Origin of the sequence: Actinomadura sp. NBRC 104425, from assembly GCF_030269545.1 — a bacterium.
Lineage (GTDB): Bacteria > Actinomycetota > Actinomycetes > Streptosporangiales > Streptosporangiaceae > Spirillospora > Spirillospora keratinilytica.
In genome coordinates, this window is record NZ_BSTN01000003.1 from 204,442 (window position 1) to 219,313 (window position 14,872).

The 14,872-nt window shown below is 74.7% G+C and carries 16 protein-coding genes; 8 read left to right on the plus strand and 8 right to left on the minus strand.

The window, feature by feature from the left end; translation table 11 throughout:
- Positions 1-287 precede the first annotated feature (287 nt).
- The 3 genes from QSK22_RS06730 to QSK22_RS06740 all read right to left on the minus strand — a co-directional run bounded on the left by QSK22_RS06730 (position 288) and on the right by QSK22_RS06740 (position 2,031).
- On the minus strand, positions 288-1,292 hold the full coding sequence (locus tag QSK22_RS06730) for a glycoside hydrolase family 18 protein (RefSeq protein ID WP_285493115.1): 1,005 nt from the start codon (positions 1,290-1,292) through the stop codon (positions 288-290).
- Positions 1,293-1,417: 125 nt separating this feature from the next.
- A complete protein-coding gene (locus QSK22_RS06735) occupies positions 1,418-1,750 on the minus strand; it encodes a hypothetical protein (RefSeq protein WP_285493116.1) in 333 nt (110 codons plus the stop codon).
- Positions 1,741-2,031 (minus strand): hypothetical protein, encoded by a 291-nt coding sequence (locus QSK22_RS06740; RefSeq protein WP_285493117.1) that lies wholly within the window; start codon positions 2,029-2,031, stop codon positions 1,741-1,743. The genes QSK22_RS06735 and QSK22_RS06740 overlap by 10 nt, the downstream gene beginning before the upstream one ends.
- 78 nt (positions 2,032-2,109) lie before the next feature.
- On the opposite strand from QSK22_RS06740, the gene QSK22_RS06745 reads away from it, so the two are divergent.
- Together QSK22_RS06745 and QSK22_RS06750 are read left to right on the plus strand one after the other, a co-directional pair.
- Positions 2,110-2,559 (plus strand): hypothetical protein, encoded by a 450-nt coding sequence (locus tag QSK22_RS06745; protein ID WP_285493118.1) that lies wholly within the window; start codon positions 2,110-2,112, stop codon positions 2,557-2,559.
- Positions 2,560-2,584: 25 nt separating this feature from the next.
- A complete protein-coding gene (locus QSK22_RS06750) occupies positions 2,585-3,961 on the plus strand; it encodes an NsdA family TPR-like regulatory protein (RefSeq protein ID WP_285493119.1) in 1,377 nt (458 codons plus the stop codon).
- Positions 3,962-3,978: 17 nt separating this feature from the next.
- Here the strand turns inward: QSK22_RS06750 and QSK22_RS06755 are convergent, their stop codons facing one another.
- Entirely contained in the window at positions 3,979-4,902 is a 924-nt protein-coding gene (locus QSK22_RS06755; RefSeq protein ID WP_285493120.1) for a DMT family transporter, read from the minus strand.
- 28 nt (positions 4,903-4,930) lie between these two features.
- Here QSK22_RS06755 and QSK22_RS06760 point away from each other — a divergent pair, with 28 nt between their 5' ends.
- From QSK22_RS06760 to QSK22_RS06780, 5 genes are all read left to right on the plus strand, one after another.
- Positions 4,931-6,328, plus strand: a complete 1,398-nt coding sequence (locus QSK22_RS06760; RefSeq protein WP_285493121.1) for an aminotransferase-like domain-containing protein — start codon at positions 4,931-4,933, stop codon at positions 6,326-6,328.
- Between the two features lie 73 nt (positions 6,329-6,401).
- The gene (locus tag QSK22_RS06765) at positions 6,402-6,971 is read left to right on the plus strand and encodes a CGNR zinc finger domain-containing protein (protein WP_285493122.1); all 570 of its coding nucleotides are present in this window, start codon (positions 6,402-6,404) and stop codon (positions 6,969-6,971) included.
- Between the two features lie 36 nt (positions 6,972-7,007).
- Complete coding sequence (locus tag QSK22_RS06770; RefSeq protein WP_285493123.1) at positions 7,008-7,565, plus strand: GNAT family N-acetyltransferase; 558 nt, start codon at positions 7,008-7,010, stop codon at positions 7,563-7,565.
- Between the two features lie 55 nt (positions 7,566-7,620).
- The gene (locus tag QSK22_RS06775) at positions 7,621-9,324 is read left to right on the plus strand and encodes an MFS transporter (protein WP_285493321.1); all 1,704 of its coding nucleotides are present in this window, start codon (positions 7,621-7,623) and stop codon (positions 9,322-9,324) included.
- Between the two features lie 67 nt (positions 9,325-9,391).
- Complete coding sequence (locus tag QSK22_RS06780; protein ID WP_285493124.1) at positions 9,392-10,258, plus strand: 1,4-dihydroxy-2-naphthoate polyprenyltransferase; 867 nt, start codon at positions 9,392-9,394, stop codon at positions 10,256-10,258.
- Positions 10,259-10,277: 19 nt separating this feature from the next.
- Here QSK22_RS06780 and QSK22_RS06785 read toward each other — a convergent pair whose 3' ends face one another.
- Positions 10,278-10,973 carry a uracil-DNA glycosylase gene (locus QSK22_RS06785; protein ID WP_285493125.1) on the minus strand — a complete coding sequence of 232 codons (696 nt, stop codon included), beginning with the start codon at positions 10,971-10,973 and terminating at the stop codon, positions 10,278-10,280.
- 164 nt (positions 10,974-11,137) lie between these two features.
- On the opposite strand from QSK22_RS06785, the gene modA reads away from it, so the two are divergent.
- Positions 11,138-11,956 carry a molybdate ABC transporter substrate-binding protein gene (modA, locus tag QSK22_RS06790; protein WP_285493126.1) on the plus strand — a complete coding sequence of 273 codons (819 nt, stop codon included), beginning with the start codon at positions 11,138-11,140 and terminating at the stop codon, positions 11,954-11,956.
- On the opposite strand, the gene dacB is transcribed toward modA, so the two are convergent.
- Genes dacB through dapB form a run of 3 tightly spaced genes read right to left on the minus strand, consistent with a single transcriptional unit; the run spans position 11,953 to position 14,830 of the window.
- Entirely contained in the window at positions 11,953-13,485 is a 1,533-nt protein-coding gene (dacB, locus tag QSK22_RS06795; RefSeq protein WP_285493127.1) for a D-alanyl-D-alanine carboxypeptidase/D-alanyl-D-alanine endopeptidase, read from the minus strand. The two genes, modA and dacB, sit on opposite strands and share 4 nt — an antisense overlap.
- 23 nt (positions 13,486-13,508) lie before the next feature.
- On the minus strand, positions 13,509-14,090 hold the full coding sequence (locus tag QSK22_RS06800) for a transglutaminase-like domain-containing protein (protein WP_285493322.1): 582 nt from the start codon (positions 14,088-14,090) through the stop codon (positions 13,509-13,511).
- Complete coding sequence (dapB, locus tag QSK22_RS06805) at positions 14,090-14,830, minus strand: 4-hydroxy-tetrahydrodipicolinate reductase (protein WP_285493128.1); 741 nt, start codon at positions 14,828-14,830, stop codon at positions 14,090-14,092. The genes QSK22_RS06800 and dapB overlap by 1 nt, the downstream gene beginning before the upstream one ends.
- Positions 14,831-14,872: the final 42 nt, after the last annotated feature.

The following is a 14,872-nucleotide window of genomic DNA, read 5'->3' on the forward strand; positions in this document are numbered from 1 at the left end:
CCGCCACGTGGGAGGACGTGGAAGAAGCCGTCGCCACACGCTCGGGGGTACGCGTGGCGACGGCTTCTCTGACGCACATGTTTGCACGCGAACTACGCGTTCCGGGCCCAGTCCGGCCACTATCCGGACTCGATCGGATAACACGGAGATGTGGTACCGACGACCGACGCCGGGACATGCCGCGAATCACGCGAATTTGATAACCGGTTGCGGGGTTTGCCCGCTACGGCCGATTCGCTCCCGGCGGGCTCGGCCGACGACCCGCCGATGCGGCGAGGTCGCCTTGCCTAACCGCTAAGGTTCCCTGACGTTTCCGGCAGCCAACTCGCCCGGTAACGGGCCCATTCCCCGGCGTCGGTGGTCCACTCGGCGTAGATGCCCACCCCGTAGGGCCGCGCCGGCGGGCGTTCCAGCCCGTCCAGGCCGCGCCGCACCCCCCGCAGCGCCACCGGCAGGTCCTCGGCCCAGTCCATGAGCGGCCGGTACGTCGGGACGCCCATGAACACCGTCGTGCGGTCGCCGATCAGCTCCAGGGTGCGCCGGGTGTGGCGGGCGAAATGCCACCCCGCCAGCGACTCGGTCGGCAGCGACACGTCATAGGTCATGATCGCCACCTGGTCGGCCCGGTCGGCGACGGCTCGCAGGTACTCCTCGGTCGGCCGCGGTGGGTAGTGCACGGTCCCGTGACGCGGAAGGAGCCTCTTGTAGACGGGCTGCGCCGCGTCCACCAGCGTCGGCTGCTCCAGCGCCACCGACAGCACCCGGCCGCGGGCCCGGGTCAGCTCGCGGGTGCTCTCCAGCAGGTCGAGGAACGCGCCGTCGTCCGGGTAGACGGGTTCGAAGTCGTAGTGGATGCCGTCGAACCCCAGGTCCAAAAAGATCCGGTCGGTGTCCAGCACGCGTGCGCGCACGGCCGGGTCGTCCAGGTCGGTGATGCCGTGCCCGTCCACCTTGCGGATCTGCCCCAGGTACGCCTGGGCGCGCACCCCCGGCGCGTACCGCCGCATCGCCTCGATGAGCTTCCCCGCGTTGCGGTACTTGGCGGGCGGCACCGTGCCGTCGGCCTCGAACGGCCCGGCGTGGAAGAACACGTCGGTGATCCGGTTCTCCCGCAGCAGCCGCGCCAGGTCGCGGTACTCCTGCTCGGTGTGCGGCTCCCCCACCCACTGGTGCCGCGCCCACAACCCGTTGACCAGTGTGCCCCGCGCCCTGGGCTCGGGCTGCCACCACGTCCACGCCCCCGCGATCACCAGGGCCACCAACCCCAGCACATAGGCAACCCCCCACAACACCACCCTCAACCCCCGCCGCACAGACACACCCCTAACCAAGGACGATCTCCAACAAGCCCCACCCCATCACACAACCAAGACTTCCAACGCGAACCCGCACAAACGAGCCAAACGACGGCGCCCGCTCAACTTCCGCCACCGGCAGGCGGCCCCGCACCAGGGGCCGCCTCGTCGGCGAGATCCACGACGCGGTCGAGCGTCGCCGCGATCAGCGGCCCGGCCCGGTCGAACCATGCGCCGCGGCAGATCGGAATCGGGTACAGCGTCGCCGCCCATTGCCACCAGACCCAGCCGTCGCGCCGCAGCGGCGCCAGGGCGAGCGGCGGCAACGGCGCCCGCAGCCGCCGACCGTCGGCCGGAGCGATCTCGAAGACACCGCCGCCCAGGTCATACAGCCGCCACCCGCGACACCTCAGGTAACGGCGCAGGAGCATGACGCCCACACTCGTCATCGCCATGCTCCACCGCCTCCCGCAGGCTCACCCGGCGGCCTGGGGTCGGCGCCGTGAACGTTGGGGGACGGCCACGCCTGCCCACGGACACCGGCGATCTGCTCTCCGATGTGCGCGGGAGTACGGCCCATGTACAAGCGCCCGTCGTGCAGCGCCCACCAGTGCCGCGTGTAGACGCCGAACCACACCTGGACACCGGGGAAGTAGTGCACCAGCGCCGCGATCTCAGCCCGCCGCGCCGCAGCGTCCTGACGGGAGGTGGCAGACTTGTCGAATGGGGCGTTCATACCGCTCAGTGAATCGGCGGCTGCGGTGCGTCAACAGATGACATCTGATGACACGGGGAGCGCACGGTGCCGCAGGCGATGACGATCACGGGGACGCGGTCCACCGGCCACCGCGCCGCTCACGAGTACCGGGCGCTGTTCGAGGAGTACGTCCGCCCGTTCGCGCGCCGCGGCGCCCGCTTCCATCTCGGCGGCGCGAAGGGCATCGATTCGCTGGCGCTGCTGTGGCTGGCGGACGAGACCGAGGCCGACCTCATCGTCGCCGTCCCGGCGAAGCTCGCCGACCAGCCGCCCGCAGCCCGGGATGCCGTCGCGGCCGCCCGCGCCGCCGGACGCCTCGGTGAACTGGTGGAACTGGGCGGCGAGCCGCGCACGCCGGGTTACCACGCCCGCAACCGCTGGATGGTGGACCGCAGCGATTTCGTGATCGGGTTTCCCCGCGCGGGCGCCGACGCGAGCAGCGGCACGGCCTACACGCTCGCCTATGCGGCCGAGCGGGGACTTCCACGCCTGATCGTGCCCATTTGATCACGATCGGTGATGTACTGCCGGTGTGAGCACCGACAAGCAGCAGGGCGCGCGAACCCTCCGCCGCCTCCGCGAGGCCCGCGGCATGTCCTGGGGCGACCTGGCGGCCGAACTGCGCTCCCTGGCGACCCGGCTGCGCTTCGCCCGCATCGCCGCGGCCCAACCCGCGAGCATCAAACGCACGATCGCCCGCTGGGAGGCGGGAGAGCACCCGCCCGACGAGCGCTACCAAGTGCTACTCGCCCACCTGTACGCCCGCACGCCTCTCGGAGCCGTCGCCCTGGGCTCGGGCTCGGACTTCCAGGAGCTGCTGGCGGCACTGTCGTCGCTGGGCGTGGAACGGGACCGGCTGGACGAGTTGGCCGCCTCCACGGCGGCGGCGGTCACCGAGTCCGGGACGAGCCTTCTGGCGTTCCTCGGTACGCGCCTGCGGCGGCATCTCGCCGCGGCCCTCGCCCGTCCGGAGACCGCCGACCTGCCGCTGCTCGATGAGCTCGACGTCGCCACCGCAGCGGTCGACGCGCAGGTCGGCTCGGTGCCGTTCGTGCGTCTGCACCTGAGCCACGCCGCGGTGGTCGACGCCTGCCGGCGCCTTCTGGCCGGTGAGCAGCCGCCGACCGTGCGGGCACGGCTCCGCCGGGTCGCGGGCACCGCGTACGCCCTGGCGGCCCGGCTGGCGTTCGAGACCCATGACGACGGCGCGGCCCTCGCGCTCTACGAGCAGGCGGTGAGCACCACCTGCGGTGCGGACCCGTCCCACCGAGCGCTCATCCGCACCGGCCAGACGATGGTCGTCTACTACGCCACCGGCGACATCGCCAGGGCCCGGCGCCTCGCCGATACCGCTGTGGCGGACGCGTGCAGCGGCCCGAGTCGGCTGGTACGGGCACGGGCACACGCACTCCAGGCGGAGATGGCCGCGCGTAGCACTCCTCCCCTGCACCGCCACGCACGGGCCGCGCTGCGCCTGGCTTGGTGCGATCTCGACACCGACACCTCCGACGATCCCATGGGCGGGACGTTCTCCAAAGGACGGCTGGAGGGCTTCGAAGGCGTCTGCGGTCTGTTCCTGGGCGAGGCCGAGGCTGCCGAGGAGCGGCTCGGCCGGGCGGCGCGGGCGCTCGGGGGATCGCGGGGAAGCGTCCAGCGCGCGATCGTGCTGGCCGACCGGGCGTTGGCCACATTGCGTAGCGGAGGTCCGGGGGCGGCGGAGACGGCGGCCGGACAGTTGCACGAATGCGTGGAGCTCGCGGCCGCCACGCGGGGCAGGGTGCCCGCGTGGCGGCTGCGGCAGGCGCGGCAGGAGCTGCGGCCGTGGCGGTCCGAGCCGTTCGTCACCGAACTCGACGACCACATCCACACGGCCCTCGTCGGGCTGCCCAGCGCGCGTCGACGGGAGTGATGAGAGCGGCGGTGTGGTCACCTTGGTGTGGGGGTTGTTGGGGTGGGGGTGTGGTTGGTGGGGGTTGTTGTTGAGCGGATGCGGGTGCGTTGGGTCAGGGCCACGCAGACCAGGACGGCGACCGCTGCCAGCAGGGTGAGGGCGTCGATCAGTTCGCCCAGGAGGATGCCCGACCACAGCAGGGTCAGGACGGGCTGGGCCAGCTGGAGCTGGCTGGCGCGGGCGATGCCGGCCCGGGCCAGGCCCTCGTACCAGGCGAAGAAGCCCAGGTAGGCGGAGAACAGGGCAACGTATCCGAATCCGGTGGCGGTGCGGAGCGTCCAGTCGGGGTCGGTGGTGGCCAGCAGGTAGGCGGTCACGGGGAAGGTGATCGGCGCGTAGATCACGGTGGCCCAGGAGATGACGCGCCAGCCGGCCATGTCGCGGGCCAGGCGGCCGCCCTCGGCGTAGCCGATCGCGGCGGAGACCAGCGCGCCGAACAGCAGCAGGTCGGCGGGGGTGAGGCGGCCGGCGCCGCGGGCGATCGCGAACGCGGTGACGCAGGCGGCCCCGGCGCCGCCGGCCAGCCAGAACGCCGGGGACGGCCGTTCGCCGGCGCGCAGCACGCCGGCCACGGCGGTGGCGGCGGGCAGCAGGCCGATCACGACGGCCGAGTGCGCGGACGAGGCGCCGTGGTCCAGGGCGAGCGTGGACAGCACCGGGAAGCCGAAGATGACGCCGCCGCCGACCGCCAGCAGGGCGGGCCACTGGTCGCGGCGGGGCGGGCGGGCGCGCACCGCGGCGAGCGCGAACACCGCGAGCACGGCGGCCGCGGCGGAGCGGCCGATGCCGATCAGGTAGGGGTCGAGCCCCTCCAGCGCGTAGACGGTGCTCGGGAAGGTGAACGAGTAGATCAGCACGCCGAGCCCGGCCAGGCCCAGGCCGCGCGGCACTATCGACACCGGGTCAGTAGCGCTATCCTTATATCTCATGCAAAAGGATAGCAGTGCGGCGGCCTTGGCCGAGGTCCTGCGTGCCGAGGCGCGGCGGCTGCGGCCCGGTACCCGGCTGCCGTCCAGCCGCGTCCTGGTCGCACGGCACAAGGTCAGCCCCGTCACGGTGGCGCGGGCGCTCGGACTGCTCGCCGCCGAAGGGGTGGTGGTGACCCGCCCGGGCAGCGGTACCTTCGTGGCCGAGCGTCCGGCGAAGGCGCCCGGGCCCGCCGACCACGGCTGGCAGGCGGTCGCGCTCGGCGACCGGTCGATCGAGGCGGGCGGCGTGGCGTGGCTGCTGGAGCCGCCGCGCGAGGGCGTGGTGCCGCTCAGCGGCGGTTATCTGCATCCGGTGCTGCAGCCGGCGCGCGCCATCGCCGCGGCGGCGGCGCGAGCGGCCCGGCGTCCGGCCGCCTGGGAGACGCCGCCGCTGGGCGGGGTGCCGGAGCTGCGCGCCTGGTTCGCCCGCACGGTCGGCGGCGACGTCACCCCCGCCGACGTGCTGATCACCTCGGGCGGGCAGCAGTCGATCACGACGGTGCTGCGGGCGCTGCTGCCGCCGGGCGCACCGCTGCTGGTCGAGTCGCCGACCTACGTGGGCGCCACGGCCGTCGCGCGGGCGAGCGGGCTGCACCCGGTGCCGGTCCCGGTGGACGCCGACGGGGTGCGTCCCGACCTGCTCGCCGAGGCGTTCGCGATGACCGGCGCCCGCGCGCTGTACTGCCAGCCGACCTTCCACAACCCGACCGGCGCGGTGCTGGCCGCCGAGCGCCGCGCCCAGGTGCTGGCGGTGGCGCGGGCGGCGGGCGCGTTCGTGGTCGAGGACGACTTCGCCCGCCTGCTGGGGATCCAGCCGGGCCCGCCGCCGCTGGTCACCCAGGACGCCGACGGCCGCGTCGTGCACATCGCCTCGCTCACCAAGGCCACCGCGCCGAGCCTGCGGGTCAGCGCCGTGATCGCCCGCGGCCCGGTGGCCGAGCGGATCCGCGCCACCCAGCTGGTCGAGGGGTTCTTCCCGGCCCGGCCGCTGCAGGAGACGCTGCTGGAGCTGGTCAGCTCCCCGGGCTGGCCGCGCCACCTGCGCGCCGTGCGCACCGCCCTGAAGGCCCGGCGGGACGCGCTGCTCGCCGCGCTCGGCCGGGAGCTGCCGGAGCTGCGGGTCAACCGCCCGTCCGGCGGCTTCCACCTGTGGGCGCGGCTGCCGGACGGGACGAGCGATGTCGAGCTGGCCGACGCGGCGCTGCAGGGAGGCGTGCTGGTGAGCGCGGGACGGCCGTTCTTCCCCGCCGAGCCGTCCGGGCCCCACCTGCGGCTCAGCTATGCCGCGGCCGCGTCCGAGGCGGAACTGGCCGAGGGCGTCCGCCGCCTGGCGGCCGCCCTGCACACCGCGGGCTGACACCGGGCGACCGGTCGATCACGGTCACCGGCGTCCGCCCTGGTAGCCTCGGCCGCGGAGGGCAGGAGAGAAGATGGCCGAGATGCGAGCCGCGGAATCCGGCCCGGCCCTGCTGCTGCGGGACTTCGTCAACACGCTCGACGTCGAACGCGGCGTCGACCGGCTCGGCACGCCCGGCGAGCTGGCGCACTGGCTGGAGGGCCGCGGACTGGTCGCGGGCCCGGCGCGGGCGACCGGGCAGGACCTCGCCGCCGCCGTCACCCTGCGCGAGGGCCTGCGCGCCGCCATGCTCGCCCACCACTCCTCCGCCGCCGGCCGGCCGCCCGCGGAGCTGGAGGGGGTGCTGGAGCGGCTGCCGCTGCGGATCTCGCTGGCCGACGGGCGGCCCGTGCTCGTGCCGGTCGGGTGCGGCGTGGCGGCCGGGCTGGCGCGGATCGCGGCGGCGGTCGCGGCGGCCGCGGCGGACGGCACCTGGCCCCGGCTGAAGGTCTGCCGGCAGGACACGTGCCTGTGGGCGTTCCTCGACACGTCCAAGAACCGCTCCCGCGCGTGGTGCTCCATGCGGGTGTGCGGCAACCGCACCAAGACCCGCGCCTACCGGGCGCGCCGCCGCGCCGCGACCGCGCAGGCCCCGCAGCGGTAGCGTGGTCGCGTACGCGCGAGGAGAGGACGGAACGCCATGGCCGATGCGGGCGTGCGGCCCGCGCGCCGCCCGGACGCGGCCGCCGTCGCCGACATCCAGGTCCGCGCCTGGCGGCGGTTCTACCGCGACCTGCTGCCCGCCGCGGTGCTGGAGCAGGTGACCAGCCCGGCCGCCCGCGACCGCTGGCACGAGCGGTGGGCCGAGTCGATCACGGCGCCGCCGAGCCCGCGGCACCGGGTGCTGGTGGCGGTGGCGTCCGACCTGGTCGTGGGGTTCGCCGCGCACGGCCCCGCCGAGGATCCGGACGCCGCGCCGGGCACCGCCGAACTGGTGGCGCTGCTGGTCGATCCGGCGCACACCGGCGCCGGGCACGGCAGCCGCCTGCTGGCCGCCACCGCCGACCTGCTGCGCGACGACGGCGCCGAGACGCTGACCACGTGGGTGTTCGAGGCCGACGAGGCGATGCGCGCGTTCCTCGGGTCGGCCGGGTGGGCGCCGGACGGGACGTCCCGCACCCTCGACATGGGCGAGCCGGTGCGCGAGATCCGGCTGCACACCGACATCCGCGAACCGCAGGACCGGTCCACGCCGTAAAACCGGGGGCGGTGCGGGGCCGCTTCGACCCGCCCTTATGTTTGAAGCCGTGCCCATGTCCACGTCCCTGACCTCGCCGACCGCGCAGACGCCGGCCCGTGCGACCGGCCGCCACCGTTGGTTCGGCATGGTCGTGATCAGCCTGGGCGTCGCGCTGATCGTGGTGGACGCCACGATCGTCAGCGTCCTGCTCCCCCAGATCATCTCCGGGCTCGGCCTCACCAGCACCGACGCCGAATGGGTGACCTCGGTGTACGCGCTGGTGTTCGCCGCGCTGCTGATCCCCGCCGGGCGGGCGGGCGACCTGTTCGGGCGGCGCCGCCTGTTCGTGCTGGGCGTGGGCGTGTTCACCGCCGCGAGCGCGGCCGCCGCGCTGGCCGTCGGCGGGTCGGCGCTGATCGCCGCGCGCGCCGCGCAGGGCGTGGGCGCCGCGATGATCCTGCCCGCCGCCCTGTCGACGGTGCACGCGACGTTCACCGGCCGGGAGCGGGCCGCGGCGTTCGGGATCTACGGGGCGCTGATCAGCGGCATGGCCGCGCTGGGCCCGCTGCTGGGCGGCGCGGTGGCGTCCGCGTCGGGCTGGCGGTGGGCGTTCGGCATGAACCTGCCGCTGGGCGCCGCACTGGCCGCCGGGGCGCTGCTGCTCATGCCGGAGACCCGCGCGCCGCGCCCGGCGCGCGCGGCCGGACGGCGGGGCGCGCTGCGCGACATCGACTGGGCGGGCGGCGTGCTGTCGGCGCTGGGCTTCGGCGCGCTGATGTGCGGGCTGATCGAGGGCCAGTCCTACGGCTGGTGGACGGCGACCCGGGCGTTCTCGATGGGGCCGTTCGACTGGTCCGAGAGCGGGCCGTCGCCCGTCCCGGTCATGCTGGGGCTGTCGGCGGTGCTGCTGGCGGCGCTGGTGCTGGTGGAACGGGCGCGGGCCGCCGCGGGCCGCCCCGTGCTGCTCGACCTGACGCTCTTCGCGATCCCCGGTTTCCGGCGCGGCAACCTGGCCCTGGCCCTGGTCAACGTGGGCGAGCTGGGCCTGCTGTTCGTGCTGCCGCTGTTCCTGCTGGGCGTGCACGGCAGCGCGCCGCTGCAGATCAGCCTGGCGATCCTGCCGCTGGCGGCGGGCGCGTTCCTGGCGGGCGGCGCCGCGCGGCGGCTGGCACAGCGCGGCGGGCCGCACCGGGTCGTCCAGCTCGGCATGGTGCTGGAGGTCGCCGCCGTCCTCGCGCTGGCGATCACCCTCGGCCCGGCGACCGGGGGGCTCGGCATGGCGCCGTGGATGCTGCTGTACGGGCTGGGGCTCGGCCTGACCTCCGCACAGCTGACCAACGTGTCGCTGATGGACGTGCCGAGGGAGCAGGCGGGCCAGGCGTCCGGCACCCAGTCCACCTCCCGGCAGATCGGCGGCGCCCTCGGTATCGCGTTCGTCGGCGCGGTGTTCGCCACCGGTCTGGGGAACGCCATGACCGACCGGCTCCAGGAGGGCCCGCTGACCGCGGACCGGCAGACGGTGATCGTGCATGAGCTGCGTCACAGCGCCGGGACGTTCGCGCGCGACCTGCACGACGCGCCCGGCATGGCCGACGTGGCGCGGGCGGCGGACGAGAGCCTGGCCGCAGGGACGAAGCAGGCGCTGCTGGCGACGGGCGCCGTCCTGGCGCTCGGCCTGCTGACGACGCTGCGGCTGCGTCCGGGCGGCGGCCCGGCGGGCGACGGCGGCGGGCCGGGCGCACGCGGTGATCGGAATCGGCGAGAATCTAGGCGGTAAACCCGTCCCGGCGCACCGCGTCACCTGAAACAGCGTCCCCGACCAGCATCCCCGAACAGAGGTCACCGTGGCCACGCTCTCCCAATGGATCGCCGGATCCCGGCCCCGCACCCTGCCCGCCTCCGTCGTCCCCGTCGCCGTCGGCACGGGGGTCGCCATCGGCCAGGACGGGTTCGTGTGGTGGCGGGCCCTGCTCGCGGCGTTCGTCGCGCTGCTGCTGCAGATCGGCGTCAACTACTCCAACGACTACAGCGACGGGATCCGCGGCACCGACGAGGCCCGCGTCGGGCCGCTGCGGCTGGTCGGCTCCAAGGTCGCGCCGCCCCGCCAGGTGCTGGCGGCGGCCCTCGGCTGCTTCCTCGCCGCCGCCGTGGCCGGTCTGGTGCTGGCCGCCGTGACCACCTGGTGGCTCCTGCTGGTCGGCGCGGCCGCGATCCTGGCCGCCTGGTTCTACACCGGCGGCAAGAACCCCTACGGGTACCGGGCGCTCGGCGAGCTGTCGGTGTTCGTGTTCTTCGGGCTGGTCGCCGTCGTCGGCACCGTGTACGTGCAGACCGAGACGCTGCCGTGGGAGGCGTGGGCGGCGGCGGTGCCGGTCGGGCTGCTGGCCTGCGGGCTGCTGGTCGTCAACAACTTGCGCGACATCCCCACCGACGCCGCCTCCGGCAAGCGCACCCTGGCCGTCGTGCTCGGCGACCGCCGCACCCGCATCCTGTACGCCGCGTGCACCGCCCTGCCGTTCACCATCGTGCTGGCGGTGGCCGCCCCGCACCCGTGGGCCCTGCTCGCGCTGCTGGCCGCGCCGCTGTCGGTGCCGCCGGCGCAGACCGTGATGGGCGGCGCGACCGGCCCGGCCCTGATCCCCGTGCTGGGCCAGACCGGCCGCCTGCAGCTGGCGTTCGGCGCGCTGTTCGCCGTCGGCCTGGCCCTGTGAGCCGCCTCCCCCGGGCCCGCTAGCCCTGCCCGGCCCCGGCCGGCTCCCAGCGGATCTCGGGCTGGCCCGCGTCGGCGAGGGCCTTGTTGACGGCGCTGAACGGCTTGGTGCCGAAGAACTTCTTGGCGCTCAGCGGGCTGGGGTGCGCCGACTCCAGGACGACGTGGTGCGCGCCCGTGACGAGCGGCGCCTTCTTGCGCGCGTACCCGCCCCACAGCACGAACACCACCCGGTCGGTCTTGTCGTTCAGCGCGCGGATGGCGGCGTCGGTGAACTGCTCCCAGCCCTTGCCCGCATGCGAGCCGGCCTGCCCCTCGCGCACCGTCAGCACCGCGTTGAGCAGCAGGACGCCCTGGTCGGCCCACGGGGTCAGGTCGCCGGACTTGGCGACCGGCACGCCCAGGTCGGCGGCCAGCTCCTTGAAGATGTTGCGCAGCGACGGGGGCAGCCGCACGCCCTCGCGGACGCTGAAGCTCAGCCCGTGCGCCTGCCCCGGCCCGTGGTAGGGGTCCTGGCCGAGGATCAGCACGCGCGCCCGGTCGTAGGGGCAGTGCCGGAACGCGTTGAACAGGTCCTCCCGGGGCGGGTACACGGTGCCCGACGCGTACTCCTGCTCCACGAAGGCGCCGAGCCCGGCCATGACCTCCGGGTCCACCAGCGGGTCGAGCCGGCGCCGCCAGTCGTCGGGCAGCAGCTCCATCAGGTCGAGCGACATCCACGCCTCCGTTCAGGGGGAAGTTACGTCACGCGCACGCGGACCGCGTGCGGGCCGGTGCGCCGTCGTCCGGCGCATCCGCCTGCAGCACACTAGCCGCGCGCACTGACACACCGGGGGCGAATCACCGGCGGCGACCGGAGCGATCCCTAAGATGAGGCCATATGCCCGACACCCCCCGTCGACGGCGCCTGGTGGCCTGCGCCGTCCTCGTCCTGCTCTGTCTCGCGGGGACCGCGGGGGGCTGCGGCCGCTCGTCCGGCCCCAGGACGCTCACCGTGCTGGCCGCCTCGTCGCTGACCGAGGTCCTCGGCGAGCTCGTCACCGCCTACACCCAGACGCACCGGGACGTGCGGCTGGAGACGGTCTTCGGCGGCTCCCAGGAGATGGCCGCGCGGCTGGAGGACCGCGACACCGGCGACGTGCTGATCACCGCGGACGAGACGACGATGGACCAGGCCGCCGCCGATCTCGTCGGGCCCCGCCGCATCGTCGCGCACAACTCGATGACGATCGCGGTCGCGCCCGGCAACCCCCGGCGCATCCGCGGCCTGTCCAGCCTGACCCGGCGCGGCCTGCGGATCGCGATCGCCGCCGAGTCCGTCCCAGCCGGCCGGTACGCGCGCCAGATGCTGGCCCGCGCGAACCTGACCGTGCGGTGGAGCTCCGAGGAGGTCAACGTGCGGGCCGTGCTGGACCAGGTCCGCACGGGCGAGGCGGACGCCGGGCTGGTCTACATCACCGACCTGCGGTCGGCGGGCATCGCCACCAGCAGCGTGCCGATCCCCGCCGAGCAGAACGTCACCGCCGCCTACCCGGCCTCCGCCGTCAAGGACAGCGCGCACCCGCGGGACGCGGCCGACTTCGTCGACTGGCTCACCACCCCCACCGCCCGCGCGCTGTTCCACAAGCACGGCTTCGCGCTCCCGAAGGCGTCACAGAGCGGGCAGCCGTCGCAGGAGCAGCAGGCGTCACAGGGCTAGCAGGCGGCGGTCCAGGAGCATTCGCGGTCCGCCCGCGGGGCGGCCGTGCGGGCGGCGCGCGTAAGGAGCGGCCCGCCCGCGAGCCGGATCGCGATCCTGTCCTCGATGTCCTTGGGCGCGTACCGGGCGCGGTAGCCGTTGAGGACGATCGAGAAGACCAGGCGGCGCCCACCGCGCCCCCTGACATAGCCCGACAGGGCGGTGACTCCGGTGAGGGTGCCGGTCTTGGCGCGGACGTTGCCCGCCGCAGGGCTGTGCCTCATCCGCGACGCCAGCGTGCCGCCCACCCACGGGTGGGGGTGCCCGGCCACCGGCAGGGAGCGGGCGAACGCGGGGAACCACGGCTCGCCGCGCACCCGCAGCAGCAGCTCGGACAGCTGCCGCGCCGTCGTCCGGTTCGCGCGCGACAGACCGGAGCCGTCGGCGAGCGTCAGGGGCGAGGTGTCCACGCCGAGGCGGCCCAGCCGGCGGCGCGTCACCGACAGGCCCGCGGGCCAGCTCCCGACACCCTTCCTCTCGCGGCCCATCGCCTTGACAAGAATCTCGGCGATGGTGTTGTTGCTCAGCTTCATGTAGGGGACGGCCAGCATCGCCAGCGGCACGGAGCGGCGGACGGCCACCCTCCTGGCGTCGGCGGGCGTGCGGCCGCGTACGGTGGCGCCGTCCACGCGCACGCCGTGGGCGCGGAGCGCGGCGCGGAAGACGGCGGCCGCGTACAGAGTGGGTTCGTGGACGCTGCGCAGCCGCCGCAGCACGGGCCGGCCCGCCGGATACCGGCCGGTGACGCGGATGACGGCGGTGCCGCGCGGCCTGGTGACCGACAGCGTGGACCGCGTCCCGGGCCCGCCGGTCCTGGCCCGGTTGTCGACGGTGAGGTAGCGGGTCTTCGGCCGCAGCGCGACGCGCACGGGCGCGCCCGGACGCGTCGCGGCGACGTCCACCCGCACCGCCCCGGCGTGCAGGTCCCGGTCCGGGGACAGCGTCAGCGCCGACACCTGGGCGGCGTAGGCGTACTGCTCGTCGTCGGCCTCCCAGCCGTCCCCCAGCCGCCGGTCGTCGAAGTGGGTGTCGTCGGCGACGAGCCTGCCCTCCACGCGCCGGATCCCCGCCGCGGCCACCGCCCCGGCCAGGCGGCGGTAGTCGCGCGGCCGCAGCGTCGGGTCGCCGGTGCCCTTCAGGTACAGGTCGCCGTGCACCCGACCGCCGCTGCGGGGCCCGGACGCGACGGTCGTGCGGAACCGGTACCGGGGGCCCAGCACGTCCAACGCGGCCGCGAGGGTCTGCAGCTTCTGGTTGGACGCGGGCATCAGCGGCGTGTCGGCGCCCCGCGCGTACAGGGTCCGGCCCGTCCGCGCGTCGCGCACCACGACACCGACCCCGGCGCCCGCCAGGCGCGGGTCGGCGAGGATGGCGTCGATGTCGTCCTGCAGGTCGTGCAAGCCGGCCGCGACGGCACCGGCCGCCGGCGTGGCGACGGCGGTGACGGCCGCCATGGCGGCCGCCGCGGCGGCGAGCGGAACGCTACGCATGGCGAGAGCCTAGCGACGCAGCGTCACTCCAGCGTGGAAGGCAGGCGCCCGTTCTCGCACATGGCCACGCAGTCGTCGTGGCTCTTGAGCACGTCCAGGACCGTGGGGTGCGGCGCGGCGTACACGGTGGGGTAGTCCTCCTCGCCCAGCGCCGGGTCGGGGCGGAAGGCCAGGGCGTCCTCGTCGGCGGAGAACCGCACGTCGATGCCCGGCTTGTTGCCGCGCGGGTCGAGCCGCACCCACCGGTCGTCGATCAGCGCGGCGGCCAGCCCGTGCACGACGAAGCCGTCGCCGTCCCGCAGGCGCTGGTAGCACAGCCCCGCCTGGACGCCGCCCGCCCGCAGCAGCGCCACGAACGCGTGCGCCTTGGCGTAGCACAGGCCGGTGCCCTCGCTCAGCACGTCCGACGCGCGCCAGGTGACGCGGCGGTCGCCCGCGTCCTGGGAATGGGTCACCCGGTCGCGGACGTACTCGAACGCGTTCCGCGCGTAGGCGACATCGTCGCCGGTGCGCAGCTCGGACGCGACCTGCTGCACGACCGGGTGCTCGTGGTCGATCGCCTCGTCCGCGGCGAGGTAGTCCCAGGGCTCGGCCGCGAAGCGCATCACAGCCCGAGCAGCGACTCGATGCCCACGGTGAGCCGGTCGGGCAGCCCGGCGACCGAGCGGACGCCCAGCAGCACGCCCGGCATGAACGACTCGCGGTTCATCGAGTCGTGCCGGACGGTGAGCACCTCGCCGTGCCCGCCGAGCAGCACCTCCTGGTGCGCGATCAGGCCGGACAGGCGGACGGCGTGCACCCGCACCCCGTCGACGTCGGCGCCGCGCGCACCCTTCAGCTCGGCGGTGGTGGCGTCCGGCGAGGGGCCCGTGCCCGCCTCGCCGCGCGCCGCCGCGACCAGCTCGGCGGTGCGGTGCGCGGTGCCGCTCGGCGCGTCCGCCTTGTTCGGGTGGTGCAGCTCGATGATCTCGACGGATTCGAAGAACGGGGCGGCCTTCTGCGCGAAGTGCATCATCAGCACGGCGCCGATGCCGAAGTTAGGGGCGATGAGCACGTTGCCCTTGCCGTGCGCCGCCAGCCAGGACCGCACGGTGTCCAGCCGGGACGCGTCGAACCCGGTGGTGCCGACCACCACGTGCAGGCCGTGCTCGACGCACCAGCGCACGTTGTCCATGACCGCATCGGGATGGGTGAAGTCGACCGCGACGTCGGCGGCGGCGAGCGGGTCGCGCGCGTCGCCCTGGTCGACGGCGGCCACCAGCTCCATGTCGTCCGCGCCCTGCACGGCCCGGCACACCTCGGCGCCCATGCGTCCGCGCGCGCCCAGCACCCCGACTTTGATCACGTTCTCCTCCTGTTCGGACCGGTCACCGAGCCTATCCAGCCC